General features: G+C 40.0%; 8 protein-coding genes. All 8 read right to left on the bottom strand.

From position 1 onward, the window contains the following. Positions 1-6: 6 nt before the first annotated feature. The 8 genes from BUC12_RS05825 to BUC12_RS05790 all read right to left on the bottom strand — a co-directional run bounded on the left by BUC12_RS05825 (position 7) and on the right by BUC12_RS05790 (position 18,959). Positions 7-2,406 carry a glycoside hydrolase family 2 TIM barrel-domain containing protein gene (locus BUC12_RS05825; protein ID WP_062177162.1) on the bottom strand — a complete coding sequence of 800 codons (2,400 nt, stop codon included), beginning with the start codon at positions 2,404-2,406 and terminating at the stop codon, positions 7-9. 118 nt (positions 2,407-2,524) lie between these two features. Beyond that, positions 2,525-4,054, bottom strand: a complete 1,530-nt coding sequence (locus BUC12_RS05820; RefSeq protein ID WP_062177158.1) for a RagB/SusD family nutrient uptake outer membrane protein — start codon at positions 4,052-4,054, stop codon at positions 2,525-2,527. 23 nt (positions 4,055-4,077) lie between these two features. After that, positions 4,078-7,116: a SusC/RagA family TonB-linked outer membrane protein gene (locus BUC12_RS05815; protein WP_062177155.1), complete on the bottom strand. Its 3,039-nt coding sequence runs from the start codon at positions 7,114-7,116 to the stop codon at positions 4,078-4,080. Between the two features lie 567 nt (positions 7,117-7,683). After that, complete coding sequence (locus BUC12_RS05810; RefSeq protein WP_062177152.1) at positions 7,684-9,636, bottom strand: sialate O-acetylesterase; 1,953 nt, start codon at positions 9,634-9,636, stop codon at positions 7,684-7,686. Positions 9,637-9,670: 34 nt separating this feature from the next. Further along, positions 9,671-12,091, bottom strand: a complete 2,421-nt coding sequence (locus BUC12_RS05805) for a glycoside hydrolase family 95 protein (RefSeq protein WP_062177149.1) — start codon at positions 12,089-12,091, stop codon at positions 9,671-9,673. Continuing rightward, positions 12,088-14,079 (bottom strand): alpha-galactosidase, encoded by a 1,992-nt coding sequence (locus BUC12_RS05800; protein ID WP_062177798.1) that lies wholly within the window; start codon positions 14,077-14,079, stop codon positions 12,088-12,090. The genes BUC12_RS05805 and BUC12_RS05800 overlap by 4 nt, the downstream gene beginning before the upstream one ends. A gap of 10 nt (positions 14,080-14,089) precedes the next feature. After that, positions 14,090-16,687 carry a beta-mannosidase gene (locus BUC12_RS05795; RefSeq protein ID WP_062177147.1) on the bottom strand — a complete coding sequence of 866 codons (2,598 nt, stop codon included), beginning with the start codon at positions 16,685-16,687 and terminating at the stop codon, positions 14,090-14,092. A 70-nt stretch (positions 16,688-16,757) separates the two neighbouring features. Next, positions 16,758-18,959: an alpha-galactosidase gene (locus tag BUC12_RS05790; protein WP_062177144.1), complete on the bottom strand. Its 2,202-nt coding sequence runs from the start codon at positions 18,957-18,959 to the stop codon at positions 16,758-16,760. Positions 18,960-18,993: the final 34 nt, after the last annotated feature.

Below are 18,993 nucleotides of genomic sequence, written 5' to 3'. Positions count from 1 at the left end.
AATCTTTTATTTTATGGCAATTGATATTTCGGCTTGAGGTAGTCCTTCAACACTTGCTTTCAAAAGGATCTTTCCTGATTTTTTTCCCGATTTTAGAATTGCCAGACATTTACCTCTCCATGCTTTACGATAGTTCTTCTGAAAACTTTCGGTACTCATAGGATTCGAATTAGCAACGGCAACTAGCAAACCTTCGCCGGAGACATCGAATGTTACCAAATTATCTGCTACCGGACTAACGTTCCCTTCGGTATCTATCAGTTCTACTATGATATAACTCAAATCCTGCCCATTTTCCAACAGAACAGTTTTGTCTGCTGTAAGTCTTATTGTAGAGACCTTATCTGCCGATTTCAGGACAGATGCGGTTACCTCTTTTCCATTGTTATACCCCTTAGCATCCAAGATACCTTTCTGATATGGCACATTCCAGCCGAGTTTGTTTTTGGTAAGTTCTGTATTTCTCTTTCTTCCTAATGATTTACCATTAAGGAACAATTCAGCCTCTTCACATTGAGTATATACCCACACGCTCAAGTCTTTGCCTTCATATCCTTCGAAATTCCATGAATCTATTTCGTCTGGCCAATCCCAGATACTCCAATCTTCTTTTTTAGGATTGAGAGGAAATGACGGTACAGGCGGTGTTACACTTATGTGAGTAATTGGTTGCTTGCTCCACAGTGTTTCTCTATAATATGATTGAGGGCGTCTTATGCCACATATATCAATATCTCCACAGTATGCCATATAAAATGGATAGAAGCTTTGCTCCAGATAATAACCATACCATCCAATACTGGCTTCGCCGATATAGTCGAATGATGTCCATATAAAATCGCCGATAATCCATTGATATTTTTCAACATCCTTCCAGTAATCGTAAGCCTGACTGGCATATGATTCGGAGGCATAAATCAATTGATCGGGGTTACGTTCATGGCCTGTAACATATTCTTTTGGAGAATAATTATATCCGGCAACATCAAGAGTCTTCAAATAAGCATCTTTCTTTGATGAAACGGAATTTACTCCTGCCGTTACCGGGCGAGTACTGTCAATAGAACGTGTATATTCGGCTAACTCCTGAGATAGATTAGCCATCTCTTCCGTATCATTTTGCTTAATCTCATTGCCAATACTCCACATAATAACAGAAGGATGATTACGATCGCGCAATATCATACTTCGCAGATCTGATTTCCACAGTTCGTCGAAACGCTTAGAATAGTCTTCTTCAAAGTGGCCATATTTCCATACATCAAAAGCTTCGTCGATAACTAATATTCCCAATCGGTCACAGGCATCGAGAAGAGCCGGAGACGGTGGATTGTGCGCCATACGGAGAGCATTAAATCCTGCGGCCTTATGAAGTTCCACTTTTCGTTCTTCCGCACGATCAAATGCCATTGCTCCTAATGGCCCATTATCATGGTGAATACATCCCCCCTTCAGTTTTATTTCTTTTCCATTAAGAAGAAACCCTTTTTCGGAATCGAACCGGATAGAACGGATACCAAAAATATCTTCTGTCTTGTCCGTTATTTTATTATTGTGTTCTATTTCTGTAACGAGTGTGTAAAGAGAAGGATGATCGGTCGACCATAAGTCTGGAGTTTCTACAATTAAATCCTGCTCTACAGTCGTTTTGTTATTTTGGGATATACTGAATCTTTGTTCTTTCTGTACAACAACTTTTTTGTTTGTATCTAATATTTTGAACTTAAGGATAGCGTCTACATTTTCAGATGTAGCGTTAACTAATGTAGATGAAACAGTTACTTTGGCTTGTTGTTCCGAAACTTCGGGAGTGGTAATAACCGTACCGTAATTGTCTACATGTAACGGCGATGTAGATGTCAGCCAAACATGGCGGTAAATACCCGAACCTGAGTACCAACGGGAAGTTACAGTTTCTGTCTTCACCTGTACTGCAATAAGATTGTCTTCTCCGAATTTCAGATAATCAGTAATATCATAGCCGAATGTGGAGTAACCATAAAATTGATTACCCAAATGCTGACCGTTGATCCAGACATCAGAATTCATATATACACCATCGAACTGTATATAGAAGCTTTTTCCAGCCTGCGATTTATTTATATGGAAATGTTTTCTGTACCAACCGGTGCCTCCCCGTGTAAACCCGCTGGCTACGCCATTGACAACAGTAGAATCGAAAGGAGAATCTGTTCCCGGAATATCCTCGATAGTCCAGTCGTGAGGCAAATCAAGTTTTCTCCATTGCGAATCGTCTAATGTCGGATTTTCTCCGTTCACTATATCTCCATAATGAAATAGCCAGTTATCATCGAATAGTTGTGTACGCACTTCGTCGTCTGTCTTTTTGCAACTAACTAATCCTATGATAATTGAGAGAAATAATATAATATGGTTTCTTTTCATTTCTATTGTCTTTTGCGGAATGTAACATGCCCTATAAGGCTTGTAAATGCAGTCTTAGATTCATTGAGTTATCTGCTTTTATACAGATAACTCAATGTTACTTTTTTAATTATGTGAATTATTCACCTCCCCATTCCGGAGCCTGGGTCAGAGCTTTATTGTTATCTAGCTCTTTTTGAGGGATAGGCCAAACTTGAGATTTAGCTTCACCAACGTATGCGTATTCAGATAATTTATTGTATTCTCCCCAACGCTTCAAATCGAAATAACGATGACCTTCGAAAGCAAGTTCCACTCTACGTTCATGTTTGACTACGTTCAGAATGCCTCCTGCCTCTGAAATTTCTGCGGCTGTAACATGTGGCATTCTTACACTTGCACGGTCGCGTACCTGATTGATCAGACCTTCTATTTCACTTTGACTGCCGCTACTGTTTGCCAACGCTTCAGCGCGCATCAGTAATACATCAGCATAACGAATAACGTAGTAATCCTGGTCGTCGTAGAATTTTTCAGTTACTGTATAATCCTGATATTTGTTTATATGCCCACTAAGTACCTGGTACCAATTGATCCAGTCATCACTTTTCCATGTTTCTTCTATTCCTATAAAGTTATATCCCCAGCGAGGATCTCTGTTTGCAGGGTCGAGAAGTTCTTCAGAAGTAAAAGACGTTTTACTCAAAGTCTTTCCGTTTTTATCGTAATATTCATTTAACAAGTCACCTGTAACAGTTATAGGAGTATAGTAGTTTTCGTTATTTCGAGTAGATAAGAATCCTCTCATCTTGTTTTCTGTACCATCAATAGTAGCACTGAATCGTACCGCAAATAACACTTCTTGACTATTGTTACCTGCTTCGCTAAATAATTTCAAATAATTATCTTCGAGATTATAGCCCAAGTCGATCACTTTCTGCGCAGCAGAGGCCGCTTCCGCCCATTTCTGGTTGTATAAGTATATCCTGCATAACAAAGCCCATGCAGCGCCTTTGTCTGCCCGACCTCTTTCCTCTGCAGATATTTTATCAGGAAGTGCGTCCGACTCCACAACCTTTTTCAGGTCTTCGGTTATAAACTGAACAACATCCGCTTTAGAACTTTTAGAAATATATCCTGTCGAAGTAGGTTCTGTGGATAACGGAACATCACGGTATAGAGAAGTCAAATAATTATAAAAGAAAGCACGTAAAAATTTTGCTTCACCCACTATCCTGTCAGCATCAGCCTGTTCTATTTTATCAGGTCCCATCTGGGGCACATACAAAATAATTTCATTACATCTTGCAATGCCTTTATAACATGCATCCCATACGACTTCAACCAATTCCTGAGACGGGGAAAGTTGTCCCCAGCTCAAAGCATTATCCGCCGGAGACCAAAACCACCAACCGCTGGAGCCATCTGTTGTTCCAAAACCATCCAATGCTCTGGGATCGGCCCCATTATAATAATTGAAGTATAGACCTTGTTGCTGCAACACCCCGTAACATCCACCTAACATAGCCTCGGCTTCTTGCTTATTGTTCCAGTACGATCCGGAAGAAGCAGAAGATGGATTTTCCTGATCCAGAAAATCGGAACAAGAAGGCAAGATAAAGCCCAAGCCTATAATTAGTGTTACTAATTGTATCTTAATTCTTTTCATGGCGTATTATTGTTATGTTATAGTTATAGATTTATGTTTAATCCTACTGAAAATGTTTTAGCATTCGGATAAGTCCAATTTCGACTGTCTGCTGCATATTTTTCAGGATCATAATTTTTGATTCCGGTGAAAGTAATCAGGTTCTGAGCAGATATAAATACTCTTAAACCTTGTACCCTGGCTTTACTAAGTATAGAAGAAGGTAGTGAGTAACCAATCTCTAAATTCTTTAGTCTCAGATAGGATGCACTTTTAATCCAAAAAGAAGATGGAAGAGCATTATACGTTGAATTACCTAAAGATGGATATGTTCCGTCAGGATTTTCACTGGCATTATATCGGCTCCATATTTCCTTTGTGGCTCCACCTCCTATCGAGGGGTAATCCATAACAATACGATCAACATTGCCTATGCCTTGAAAGAATGCAGAAAAGTCAAAGTGCTTATATCCAGCAGTAAGGTTCAGGCTATATGTGATTTTTGGAAAAGGATTCCCAATAATAGTACGATCCTTGTCAGTTATTTCTCCATCGGGCACTCCGTCAGGACCACTGATATCCAGATAGCGGATATCTCCGATACGGGGATTTCCAATACCGACAGGTGCATTGTCTATCTGCTCTTGAGTAGTATATAGCCCATCTGCTACATATCCGTAATATGAACCTATAGGGTTTCCGGCCAAATTGATAGTCCAGTCATTAATCCAGTCCTTACGTCCGCTAACACTGGTAATCTCGTTTTTCACATGACTGAAATTAAGATTTGCACCAAAAGAAAAGTCATTCCACTTATCATTATAGCCCAGGCTTATTTCCCATCCTGTATTTTTGACTTCTGCTGCGTTTACATATGGTGCTTCATCAACTCCAATCAAAGCACTAACCGGTAGCTGTAGTAATATGTCTGACGAAACTTTATTGAAATAATCGAAAGTAAGACTTAGTTTGTTTTTTGCAAATACAGCATCCAAACCTATATCGGTAGTTGTTGTTGTTTCCCATTTGATATCGGGATTTGCTGCACTGGCCAATGCTGCTCCGGAAATCTTATTATTGCCCCATATATAATTATCCAATCCAAGGTTATAAGTTTGTGCAAAAGGATAAAAACCAATATCCTGATTACCCAGTTTACCCCAACTTACTCTCAATTTAAGGGCATCTATTGTACTTTGTTTCTGTAAAAAACTTTCTTCAGCAATATTCCAGCCTGCAGAAACCGAAGGAAAATAACCTACCCGGTTTTTCTTTGGTATTCTTGAGGACTCGTCCCGACGGAGATTGACCTCTGCCAAATAACGATTGTAATAAGAATAATTAACACGTCCGAAGAATGAACGTAGGGTGGCTTCTTCTTCCCATCCTGTAGCAGATGTTGTTTTGGCAGCATTCATTACATGAATATCATTACTCAAGAATCCTTCACCTTTTGCATTTGAAGTTTTATTTCCATTATATTGAGAAGATTGTCCCACTAAAAATCCGAATGAATGAATTTTTTCTAAATCGAGATTATATGTAACAATATTTTCATTTATCCATTGTTGCTGTTGAGCTTTTTGCTCTTCTAATGAGGCAACACCACTTGTGATATAGCTTCCATCCGATTTATAATGATTATGGGTGGGCTCAAAAGCCGAGTAATTAGCTTGGTTATACTGATAAGCAAAACTGGTTTTGAAGTGCAGATTTTTTATCGGCTCAATATCCAAATAGACTTTTCCATCAAATTTATAGGTGTTTTGCTGAGAAGACATTGTAGTCAGCTCTACCGGATTACTTTGATATAGTGGAAAATTAGGGTTGCCGTCGTATTGTCCCCATTTACCATTATCATATTTCACAGGTATTGTTGGTCTGGTCTGATCTATTATCTGGTTAAAGATGCTCCATGTACCACCCAGCGGTTCTCCTGTTTTCTGATAGCTTCCTGCAGTATTCATCCCGAATGTTACCATATTAAGATATTTACTATCGGCATTCAGTCGGAAATTTATACGCTCGGTATCTGTACCTTTCATGATCCCGTCCTGTTTCATATAACCTAAAGATGCCAGATAATTAGAGTTCTGACCGCCTCCGGTTGCTGATAAATAGTGATTTTGGATCGGTGCGGTTCTGAAAATTTCTTTCATCCAATTGGTATTGGCAAAATGTTGTTTGTCCGAGCCGGTTTTAAGGGCATTAATCATTTCGGGAGTATAATTACGGTTAGGTGCATCGCCGCCTAATGCATTATTCTGTTCATTAAAGAGAGTTGCCCACTGCCATGAATCGAGAAATTCGGGTAAAACAGTTGCCGACTGAACACCAAAGGTTCCACTATACGAAAGTTTGTTAGCTCCGGTTCCGCGTTTAGTTGTCACCAGAATAACCCCATTAGCGGCACGAACACCATAGATCGCAGCAGAAGCAGCATCCTTCAATACCGAGATACTTTCTATATCGTTTGGCGCTACACTGCTCAAACTTCCTTCTACACCATCGATCAATACTAAAGGATTACTATTGCCAAAGGTTCCGATACCCCTTATACGGATTTCCACATCACTATCTTTTCCCGGTTGAGCAGAAAAACTACTTACAGTAACTCCACTCATACGTCCTTGCAAAAGGCTGGATGTGTTAGAGACCGGAATATCCTTTATATCGTCTACACGTAGTGACGATACAGCTCCTGTCAGATTGGCTTTTTTCTGCACACCATAAGCAACCACAACCACCTCATCCAGATATTTAGATGTTTCTTCCAGAACTACATCGTATTTTGTCTGAGTATTAATCAGGGTAATTTCTTTGGTTTTATAACCCATATAAGTAAATACCAATACAGGCTGATCTGTTTTTGGCACACTGAAATTATAAAGTCCCCCGGCATCGGTCATTGTACCAGAAGTAGTTCCTTTTAACGAAACACTTACTCCGGGAAGTTCTTCTCCTTTAATATCAGTTACCTTTCCTTCTACGTTGATAGTTTGAGCAATAATTGGTAGACACCCAAACAAAAGAAGAATCAGAGATATACTCATTTTCTTCGATAGCATTTTTTTTAAGTCCATAGCATTACACTTTATTTAAGTTCGTAATTCAAAGTTGTGCCTTTTTATATTACGACAATAACATAAAACTGCCAATTTATAACAATAACATATTATAGATATCCTTTATAACACTTGAAGGATTTCTTTTGGTAGAGTTTCGTCGTTTATAAATAGAATTGAATTATAAAATAGACTTATTGATGTCCTGCTAGTAATAGCTGAGAATATGTGTATGGAGGAATGTATCGTAAAGTTGTTAAGCAAAATATAGAAAAAGTCACAAAATTCGCCTTAAGAATTAAAGATCAATAAAGTAAAATGCAGAATAATAATTATTACTTTTTATATAAAAAGTTGAATATAAGAAAGGTTGAAAACAGAGGGGAAAAGAGAATTTGAAATACAAAATAAATCTCGTCGTAACAAAATTATATTGGCCTATTTTATCCGAATAGGCCAATATACTAGGTTTGCTCGCCTTTCAAACCATATTTACTATTTATTATAAAAGAATAACAACTCTAGGACAGATACTCAGAAGTGCGGTAATCTGTTCCATTTAGCCATCCCTCAAAAATATTATCATTATTGATCTGTTCTGAATGGAGCAACCGGATAACCGGACAATCCTTTTAAATTACACTCAGGGTTATCTGCCCATCCATAACGGGCAGCTATCGGCATTCTTACAGAAGGAGATCTCAATATCACCTCATTTCCATTTATCGTAGCTAAAGCCGAATAAAATATGTTATCAGGTCCGGATATAATAAAGCCTTTTACATATTCGTCCGCAGAGTATAAATGACCATCAAAAACCAGAGTCAATGAGTCTCCCGATATATAATAATCTATTAAAGCCGGAACTTCTAAAGATACATTTTTCCCATATGTCTGAGATAATGCTAAATCCGCCAACCTGTTTGCCACCGCCTGTTTATTTTTTGGATGTATATTCTTAGCCTCTCCCAAATCAATAGCAACTGCCATTCCTGTATTATTCAGATGCAAAGCCTGAGCCTGAGCGTCCCTCAGTGATGCCCATTTCGAGTCGGGTTGTACAGCTTTATGATCCATAAAATTTGCCAGCTGTACAAAATAGAAGGGAAACTCTTGCCCCCACCGGTTTCTCCAGTCCATTATTAATGCCTGAAATAAATTAGAATATTTGTCTGCTCTATCTACATTGGCTTCCCCTTGGTACCAGATAACACCTTTGATAGGAAACTTTGTAAATGGATGAACCATTTTATTATACAAAACTGTGGGATAACTTGAACTTTCGGGAGAAACAGACATCTGTGGAAATTCTTCTTTTGACAGACCAATCTTGTAATTCCATGTTCCGGATATCGGTATTTTCTTTTCATTTACCTTTACAAATAAGCTTTCAGGTTCGCCATGAATTCCACCCTCTCCCATATGGTCTGTAACGCGTATTGTAATCAATCCTTTACCACCCTCGACTAAATGACCAGGGATTATGTACTTCCGGGGAGTCATATATCCTTCTCCTGTAGCTATCTGTACTCCATTATAATATGTAATATCCTCATCGTCAATCATGCCCAAACTAAGTTCGATATCTTTACCTTGCCAATCAGTTGGTATATCTATTTCCTTCTGAAACCATATGATGCCATCGAAATTCTCCAATCCCCGGGATTCCCAATATCCGGGGAGATCCATCCTGAAACAATCATCTCCTGTCTGTAGCGAAGAAATCCATTGAGGAATACTATTCAAGAATCCTCTATCTTTATCTATCAACATTTTATTTCTATCATTCATTTTCTGTTGATATAGCTGTTGCAATCTTTTTTTATCAAAACCATATTGCGCCATTACAACAGTTTCCTCCTGATATCCATCTACATGCTGGAGAGTATTATGGCTTATCCATGCTTCAGCAGGAGTACCACCCCACGTACAGTCAATGACCCCAATCGGAACACCTAAATCGTTCCACAACTGGCGGGCATAAAAATAAGCTATTGCCGAAAATTCCGGAATTGCAGCCGAATTACACTCTTGCCATCTATTCATATTTACATCAACATCATCAGAGGGTGTCAGCGCTGTTGCTTTTTTTACTTGCAACAGACGAATGGATGGATAATTAGCTTCCTTTATTTCTTGCTCATAATTCAATACCTCACCCCATCCGCCAACAGGCATTTCCATATTAGACTGCCCGGAGCAAAACCAAATATCTCCAACCAAAACATTATTCAGGATAAGTAAATCTCCGTCCGAAACGGTAATTCGGTATGGACCTCCGGCATCAGGAGTAGTGATTTCAATGCTCCAAATACCATTTTTATCTGCTTTAGCTGTATATTCTTTATTATCCCAACCTGTTCGCAATACTACTTCCTTATTTGGCTCCGATTTTCCCGGGAAAGTTAATATGCTGTTTCGCTGTATAACCATATTATCGGAAAAATATGCAGGCAGCAACGCTTTTGAATACGAATTACATATAACACCGCTCAAAAGAAAACAGATAATAATGACGTAAAACCTGTATAACCTCATAATATTATAAAAATTATATTGGACCTCTATTTGATCAACGATTATAAATCAACTCTACTTCTTCACCTTTGGCCAAAGCAAACCTTAAATAGCCATCTCCTTCTTGCTTATACATGATTTGTTTCCCATTTTGGTAAAAAGAAGGGATATTGTCAACCTTTCTTAATTTCAGAACAAAATTATTATCTGCTATTGCCACTATCCTGGCTTTCTTTATATTGCCATTTTCCCAGCTTAAATCGACTTCAGCTCCGCCTCTCACACACAGACCATTGAAATATCCTGTATTCCATTGCTGCGGCAAAGCAGGCAAAAACTCGATATATCCCTCATGACTCTGAATAAGCATTTCTGCGATACCTGCACCTCCGGCTTCGTTGCCATCATATATGAATATATCGTAAGGCGCTCCGGCAATACCTTCGGGCGAAATGGTAAGTAGATTCTCGCGCGTAAACTCGCGTTGCAACTGTACTACACTCTCATATGCTTTATCAGCATCGAATAGGCGAGCATACAGACAAATCATATTAGCACGGCTCCACTCCACATCTTCCCAACCCGATGCCGCTAATCGGAGTTCTATTGTTTTACGCGCTGCCGCTGCCAGTTCGGGTGTTTTTACAGGCGAAATTTGAGAGAATGGGAACAATGCAAGCAAATGAGTAGTATGTCGGTGGTTCGGTTGTGCTTCATCAAAGTCTTCAAACCATTCCTGTATACCTCCATTTTTTCCTATCATAATAGGCGGAAGTTTCTTTAATGCAGTTTTCATCTCTTCACGGAACGATTCATCTATGGCGAGTATTTCCGAAGCGGCAATACACGACGTAAATGCTTCGTAAACAAGCTGCCTGTCACAAGCCGGCATCATAGATATCGACAGAACCTCTCCGTTGTAACTGAAAGCATTCTCAGGAGAAGTACTTGGACCTGTCATCAGATATCCCGTCTTAGGGTCTTGTACCATATAATCGATCAGAAATTCAGCATTGCTTTTAAGAATAGGATACGCCTTATTTCTTAAGAAATCTTTATCTAAAGTGTAATTATAATGCGTCCATAAATGTGATGCTATCCATGTACTTGCTAGTGGAAACAAACCCCAGTTAACACCTTGCCCCGATGGCGTATAACCCCATACATTTGCAATAGTATTTACAACCCAGCCTCTGGCCCCATAAGTATTCCCCGCTGTCTTTTGACCATGTACTGACAGGTTTTGGATATAATCGAACAAAGGAACATTTGTTTCATGCAGGTTACCAATATTAGACAGCCAGTAATTCTGCTGTGTATTTATATCCAGATGATAGTCGTTAGTCCATCCCATGTTACAGGCAAGATTATCATTCCATAAGCCTTGCAGATTGGCTGGTAAAGGTGAATTTTCACGCGAGGCGGCAATCTGCAGGTATCTGGCATACTGAAAAAACAGAGCATCCATGCCAATGTCGTTGTTCCCTGCTTTTACACGTTCCCACCTTTTATCTGTTGGCAAATTATCAAAATCGCTCTTCCCTAAAAACAGGTCTACCCTTTTATATAGATTAGAATAATCTTTTATATGCTTATTCTTTAAAGTTGTATAATCCTGAGCTAATGCTTTACTAACAGTTTGTAAACAATCATCTTTATATTGCGAATTACTGTAATCAGTCCTTATATCGACCACAATAGTTGCAGAAGTGGCTCCATCTATACTAACTTTATCTTTAAGGGCAGACACTTTTCCATCTTTAGTACTGACAGACACTTTTCCCATAAAATTCACTCCTCCTGGACCTTGCTTAGGGAAAGACACTTTACCTGAAAATTCGATACTATTGTCTATTGTATTGAAAACCGACTCACGCAACATATCTAGCGAAATATCGAATTTTAAGGCTTTCGATTTACTGGCAGTCAGACGAATAATAAGTGCATCATCGGGATTACTGCAAAAATACTCCCGTATATACTCTACATTCCCGACTTTGTATATTACTGTATTTATTGCATTATCGAGGCTTAACTCCCTCTTGTAATTTGAAACATTCCCTGTAGGATAATAAAATTTCATTTTCAGGTCTCCAGCCGGAACATGTGAACCAAATGAATGCGGTACGCCAGCCATAAATTCTGATACGACTCGGTTTCCTTCACTATACTTTCCATCAAAGAAGAGTTGTCGTATATCGTTCAGCATCTCCTTACCCAGGGGGCGTTCCTGAAATTTATCAGGTTGTCCCGACCACATTGTGATTTCATTCAAGGCAACGGTTTCGTCCTCAACTCCACCAAATACCATAGCACCTATGCGACCATTACCCAGCGGAATGGACTTCATCCATTCATCAGCAGGCTGTTCGTACCAAAGACTGTACGACTGAGGATTCTGAGATATACTGTTTTGAATATTGGCTACAGATAAGGCTATAATCAAAAAAGACAGTAAAGAATATCGAGGTTTCATAATTCAGATATTTTAATCAAAACAACATCCTTCGCCGGAATAGTCAGGGACGATTTTAAATCGATATTATCCCCACTCCATAATTCTTTAGCTTTATATCCAACTGCCGTATCTAATCCTACACGTTCGAAAGGGACATTCATTGTTATATTTTCTTCCGAATAATTAAAAATAACATAATATAAATTACCCTCCGTGTCTTTGCGTATAAACTGATTTTCCGACTTAGCTCCATTCCCTTCTACAGGACGGAAAGAACGGCCTGTTGCTATCGCATTTACCTCTGCATTGGTCAGATACTTCATTGCTTTTTCTTTACCTTCTTTCGAACCTCCTTTACTAAAATCGTCTCCGGTAATATATAATCCGGTAATAACCGCAGAGGTTACCCTTGCTCTGTTTTCGCCATCGGTGGCCTCCTGCAATACAATGTGATCAGCATCATTATACTGATATACATTATCTATCCACCAGCCGTATGAAACTGCATTCATGGTATATTCGGTATCCTTTATTTTGTTCCACGCATCACAGGCTATACGTCGCGACTGTGCGTACTGGGAAGGAAATGTAGGAGATATAGAAAGATTGAGATACATATCGCCGAAATATTTATTTAATAGCTCCATGCCATAATTGTATGCCTGAACACCTGTCTGTATATCTTTCTTATACCATGTATCCGCTTCCATGGCTCCATGTGTCATAAAATCCATTTTCACATATTCGAATCCACAGCGGCGAAACAACTCTGACTTAATCTTCATTTGTTGTTCTATAGCCGGATGAGTAGGATCTACCGCATATGCGCCGTCCAGTTGTTGTGGGTTACCATTTGCATAAATATATATGTCCTTGTATTTATATTCGGGAACATCTTGGACTGTCCGCTCCGGATTTTTGCCCCAATCGGTAAAAGGAGTCCAGTATATTCCCGCAACCTGTCCGTTATCCTTGCATTTCTGTACAAAAGCTTTTAATTCTTCTTCTGTAAACTCATTCCAACCTGAATCGAGTCCTATGAAAACCGTTTTATCCGGATTCACAAAGTTATTGTTTTGCAGGTTCTCCTTGAAGTAATCGGAAACTTCCAAGGCTTTAGTATAAGTCAACTGAAACTGGAGTACACCCCAGCTATTCCAACCAAAAGGAATCGCTTTATCCCATGCTTTTGGAGGTGCTACTGCGGCATTAGCTCGCCCGTATTCTTCCAAACCATCTCTCCAGTCATTAAAATATCCGATAAAGATTTTAGGCGATTTTATTATTTTACCGATGAGTGCCCCATGCTGTTTTGAATCGCGGGTCAAAGAATCTGCAACACCACCGAAACAGGTCAATGAACCTATATTTTCTTTTGTACTTTTACCTATATCTATCCCTGTTTTCCAACTATCATGTTCTATTGAACCTATAACCAAACCATTACGGCTATCGTTGTTAAATATAGATGTTACTTCATAACTTCTGAGACTGTCGAAAGCCAGTGGATGTGATTGGTACCTTATCCAGCAATCGTTATCGAAAGGGATAAATAAGGCACGATTATCACCTGTGCCCAATATTTGTCCTGCATTATCTATATTTACAGGAGCCATATAGTTGGATGAAATATCCGCTGAACTTTCTAAGGTAAACTCTGTCAGGATATAATCCTTATCAGGATATATATAAAAAGACTGAACCAATGTCGGTAAATCGTTATCTGAATATGTTATCTGTAATACAGATGCTTTGCCGAACTTATCAGATATATCGTTTACCTTAACAGTGTTATCTGCATAGTCTTTTGTCGTGATCAACTTGTCTCCCAGCCTATAGGAAGCATATATATTATTGAAAACCAATTGTGCATCTTTTTCAATATTTACTCCTTTATTTTCTTGAGTATAGCTGGCTTTCCATTTTCCTGTAGTAATTGACGAATTGCCGCACGAAAAGAAAACAACTCCCAATAATACGATTAAACTTAACTGTAATGTTTTCATAAGCAGTTTTTTAATATCCATCTTTTAATGATACAATTTTTAACTGTTTCTCAAATTCAGGTTGAGACAATGATGTTTTTACTATTACGCTCTCCGTCTGTCCCGGAAGAATATCGAAATAATTATTTCTGAAGAAATTATCTATTCCGTCTATAGACATGAATACCGCGCGGGCGAAATTATCTGTAGAAAGTGTCACTTCATATCCTCCGTCTACCGGTTTCACGCTCTTGTGGATGTTGGCCTGAAGGTAATTGATGTTCTTCTGTTGCAGTAGAAAGTAATTATTCTTATAAATCTTCCCTGCGGCATCCACCAATTCGGCATGAACTAACACATCACCTTTTGCTGTTCCTTTCAGCAAAAGGTTCACAGAAGCAGTGAATACATTCTTGCTTGTATTCTTAGGTATGGTCACATCTAATTTTTTCTCCTCTACAATTGTACCGTCTAGTTTCATTATTTTGACGCTTAATGTTCCTTTCGATTCGTTAAGTCTGTCCGACACAACATAAATATCCAATGTATCGCCTTTGGCTATGGGCGAAACCAGTATATCCTTATAGGCTTCGCGAGCGAAATAATGCTGTGCTTTCCAACGGCCATAGTAGTCGCGGCTCGACCAAGAGGCTACCGGCCAGCAATCGTTGTGTTGCCAGAATAAAGTACCCATGCAATACGGCATATCGCGACGGTGCGACTCCATAGCTATTTTCACAGCATCACCTTGTAATACCTGATTCATGTAGAGGAACGATTCAAAATCTTTCGGTTTCTGGTATTCGTTCAGCAAATATTCATTGATAAGATTATTGGCATACGAACCCGCCCGCTGATGCTCCATCATTACTTCCGATGTGATTTCCCAGTCTTTCTCTTCGGGTGCATAGATTTTCACCGATTCAAATTCGGGGAACGACTGGAATCCGTATTCGCTGAAGAATCGGCTCTTTTCGATGTTATACTGACTAATAGGGTGTTTGCCGTGCCACACCCCCCAATAGTGTTTGTCACCGTTTACAGCATCGTTTCCCTGTCCGGGCAACCCATAAGGAGACGACGGCCAATAACGGGAACCGGTAGCAGCATACTCTGCAACGATGTCCGGCAACAATTTGTGGAACAAGTCGACATATTGCTTCCACATAATGCGGGCATATTCGGGATTCTTTTTGGTATATTCTTCGCGGCGTCCCCATCCGAACCATCCGTCGTAAGCTTCATTATTACCGCACCAAATGGCGATAGAGGCGTGATTGCGCAAGCGTTTTACGTTGTCTATGGCCTCATACTTTATGGTTTCCAGCATTTTTCCTTCCGATGGGTACATACTGCATGCAAACATAAAGTCCTGCCATACCATGATACCATGTTCATCACACAGATCGTAAAAAACGTCTTCTTCATACGTACCGCCTCCCCATACACGGAGCATATTCATGTTTGTATTCACTGCGGCCATTACATGATCTTCTAATATTGCCTTTGTTACCCTTGGAAGGAAATTATCACTCGGAACATAGTTTGCTCCTTTGGCAAAGACAGGTGTTCCATTCAGGACAAAGTACAACGATGTGCCGTACTCGTCCGGTCCATTTACTACCTTGAGCGAACGGACGCCTATCTTTGTTGTCCTTTGATCGACAGTTGTATTTGAGACTATAACTTCAGTTTCAAATTGATACAAATGGGGTTCTCCCAATCCATTTGACCACCAGAGTTGGGGCTTGTTTATTGTGAAATCAAGTGCTAAATTATTAAAACCCTCGTTTACATTGAATGTTTTTTCCCCGTAGATTTTTCCCGATTCTTTATCTTTCAGTCTGACAGTAACATCCCGGTCTTTGCTATTAGAAAGAATCTCCGTGTTCAGCGTTATTTCAGCCAATTCGGCGGTTACATTTTTCTGGTCAAAAAATATATATTCTATCTTCACATCATCCCAGGCTTCAAGATATACCGGACGCCAAATACCCGATGTTACAAGGCGTGGTCCCCAGTCCCAACCGTAATGGTATCCTGCTTTACGGGCAAATGTACTGACTGTTTTATTGAAGATACCACCTTGCTGAGACTGGTCGGGTCCGGTAGGATACTGAAAAGGCAGTGCGTCCCATTTGGGGATGTCTTCTTTGATAGGCGAGCGGAAAAAGACTTCCAATTTATTGTCTTTCTGTTTCACCTTACTTTTTATATCTACTTTCCATTCACGGAACATGTTGTCTCCCTCGAGGATTTTTTCCCCATTCAGGTAAACGTCCACATATGTATCGAGTCCCATGAAATGCAGGCGTATGCTCTCTTTCGCGAATGTTTCATCATCCACATCAAAATGAGTTTCGTACATCCAGTCTTCTTTATCCACCCACTGAACACTTCTCTCGTTTAAGCGGAAGAAAGGGTCTTCAATAATTCCGTTCGCCATCAGATCGGTATGGACTACGCCCGGTACTGTAGCCGGATACCAGTTATTCAGCCGCCACTGGCGAAATTTCCAGCCAGAGTTTAGTTCTTTCTTTATTGGTGCTGCCAATACCACTCCACAGGACAGTATAGCAAATAGCAATAAAACGAATTTGATATAATAATCTTTTAACAGATTTCGCATTTTTATAAAGGATTTATTTTCGTTAATTATATTTTAGCTCATAACAAAAAAGAATCATGTACTAAAATAATTATTCTTCTGTAATCAACAGCACGGTGCTATCGAACGGATTTCCTATATTCAAGTTGATTCCCGCTTTCATCAGGTAGTCACCTGTAAAGGTCTGACCGTTTCCATAGAAAGAACTTCGACCCGATTTTACGTTTAGCTCGGTAATTTTATAATTTTTATCCGCATCAAGCCCATTCAACTTGGTTTCGAAGTATGTCGTACGACCATGGTATTTAAGGCTGTAAGCAAAGAATACTGCTTGCTTTTTATCTTTCGCCACATACATATGCGATGCCCAGCCGTTCTTATCGTAAGGAGAGATTAATCTGTAAAGGTCGCCCAACTGAACAACCGGACGTATCAACTTATAGTCTTTAATTGCATTCGCTGCAAATTCGTACTCGTCACCTATATCTTTCGGCTGCAGCTCCATACCCAAACGACCCGACATAGCCACATCGAAACGGAACTTGAGAGGAATCATCATACCCGTCTGATGATTCGGACTGGTGGATACATGCGACCCCGTTACAATGGCCGGGAAAAACAGATTGGTTCCATATTGAATAAAAATCCTATCAAGGGCATTGGTGTTGTCGCTCGCCCAAATCTCGTCGTGATACTTTAGTGCGCCGAAGTCTACACGGCCGCCTCCCGCCGAACACAATTGTATCTGAATATCAGGATATTTATCCCTGATTCTATCATATACACTATACAATCCTTTTATATATTCGCGCCAAAAGTGGGTTTGCTCATTTGCGGGGAGATATTCCGAGCCCACGTTGTCAACATGCCGGTTGGCGTCCCATTTTACATAGCTGATATTCGGAGACATGGAAACAACCTCATCAAATGTGTTGAATACGAAATCCTGAACATCAGGATTGCTCAAGTCCAACTGCCACTGATTACGCATGGGCAATATATCGCGCTTGCCGCTCTTTATAATCCATTCAGGGTGTTTTCCGGCCAGTTCGCTGTCGGGGTTCACCATTTCGGGTTCTATCCAGATACCGAATTTCATTCCTTTGCTTACGGCATAATCGGCAAGGTATGGTATTCCTCTTGGCAGTTTCGTTTTGTTTGTCTGCCAGTCACCCAAGCCTGCGTTGTCACCGTTCCGTGGATATTTATTGCCGAACCAGCCATCGTCTAACACGAACATTTCTATCCCGAACCGGGCGGCATCGTCCATCATATCAGTAATAGTCTTCTCGGTATAATCGAAATAGGCTCCTTCCCAACTATTCAGGATAATAGGGTGCAATTGGTCACCGTGAGCCATATTGTACTTGCGTGTCCAGTCATGAAAGTTTCGTGATATTTGACCTATGCCATTTGCATTATATGTCAATATCATTTCGGGAGTTTCCAACTTTTGTCCGGGCTTGAGATGGAATGTGGAAGCAAAAGGATTCATCCCTGCCGTAATACCCAACTTTCCGGTTTCGTCTAATTCAAAGGATAGCTTATAGTTGCCCGACCACGCTAAAGCACCGGCATAAACTTCACCCGAATCTTCTTTCGACGGGCCGTTCAGCGACAGAATAAATGCCGAATTTTCGGACTGTGTGGTTCTTATTCCTTTTTTTGATTCGATAACTTTCGTGCCGTGAGTCAGTTCTTCTTCTTCCATCTGCATTTCGAGAGCCCATGTACCGTTGAAATGGGTGAGGTAATACGATTCGGCATGAAGAGGGATATATGAGGATGCCAGATTTTCTACCAATATCTCCTTGGTTTCGCTGTGAGATATGGTAACCGACTGGCTGATAATATTCTCTTTGTTATAAGAGACAAAGCGTACATCCACAAAGACAGGATACAGTTTGTCTTTCAGGCTGATAATTGTTTCAGTCCTGTTATCATCAAGTGATTTTGTTTGTGAGCCGGCATAGACGAGTTCAGTAGTGAGCACACCATCGTCATGCGTTAGTTTCAATGCGGGATTAAGGTAATAACGTCCGCCATAAGCGGGATACAGCTGCGATGCAAAATCATCGCTAGTGTCGGGTTGCCCCTTTACTTTCCTGTCTAAGAACGAAGAGGCGCCATTCAGTTTATTGCCCCAATATTGGAAAACTACTTTCCCGCCGGGACTGGCGGTGAAAATCATCGCCAAGTTGTTCGTCTCTACTTGTATAATCTCTTTGGTTTGACCCGGCGTAGTAACCGCAGCCAAAAAGAAGAGGAGAATGCTTAATACCAATGCTTTCATGCTTATAGCTCTTTATTAAGATATTGTTTGTTGT

The sequence above is a fragment of the Indolivaga macrotermitis genome (genome assembly GCF_900128985.1).
Classification (GTDB): Bacteria; Bacteroidota; Bacteroidia; order Bacteroidales; family Dysgonomonadaceae; genus Dysgonomonas_A; species Dysgonomonas_A macrotermitis.
The sequence above is the reverse complement of the archived record's forward strand: the minus strand, read 5'-3'. Positions and strand labels throughout refer to the sequence as shown.

Bases quoted from the DNA above. Each gene is read 5' to 3' on its own strand.
- BUC12_RS05810 (WP_062177152.1), bottom strand. From the start codon at position 9,636: ATGAGGTTATACAGGTTTTACGTCATTATTATCTGTTTTCTTTTGAGC.
- BUC12_RS05800 (WP_062177798.1), bottom strand. From the start codon at position 14,079: ATGAAAACATTACAGTTAAGTTTAATCGTATTATTGGGAGTTGTTTTC.
- BUC12_RS05805 (WP_062177149.1), bottom strand. From the start codon at position 12,091: ATGAAACCTCGATATTCTTTACTGTCTTTTTTGATTATAGCCTTATCT.
- BUC12_RS05815 (WP_062177155.1), bottom strand. From the start codon at position 7,116: ATGGACTTAAAAAAAATGCTATCGAAGAAAATGAGTATATCTCTGATT.
- BUC12_RS05825 (WP_062177162.1), bottom strand. From the start codon at position 2,406: ATGAAAAGAAACCATATTATATTATTTCTCTCAATTATCATAGGATTA.
- BUC12_RS05820 (WP_062177158.1), bottom strand. From the start codon at position 4,054: ATGAAAAGAATTAAGATACAATTAGTAACACTAATTATAGGCTTGGGC.
- BUC12_RS05790 (WP_062177144.1), bottom strand. From the start codon at position 18,959: ATGAAAGCATTGGTATTAAGCATTCTCCTCTTCTTTTTGGCTGCGGTT.
- BUC12_RS05795 (WP_062177147.1), bottom strand. From the start codon at position 16,687: ATGCGAAATCTGTTAAAAGATTATTATATCAAATTCGTTTTATTGCTA.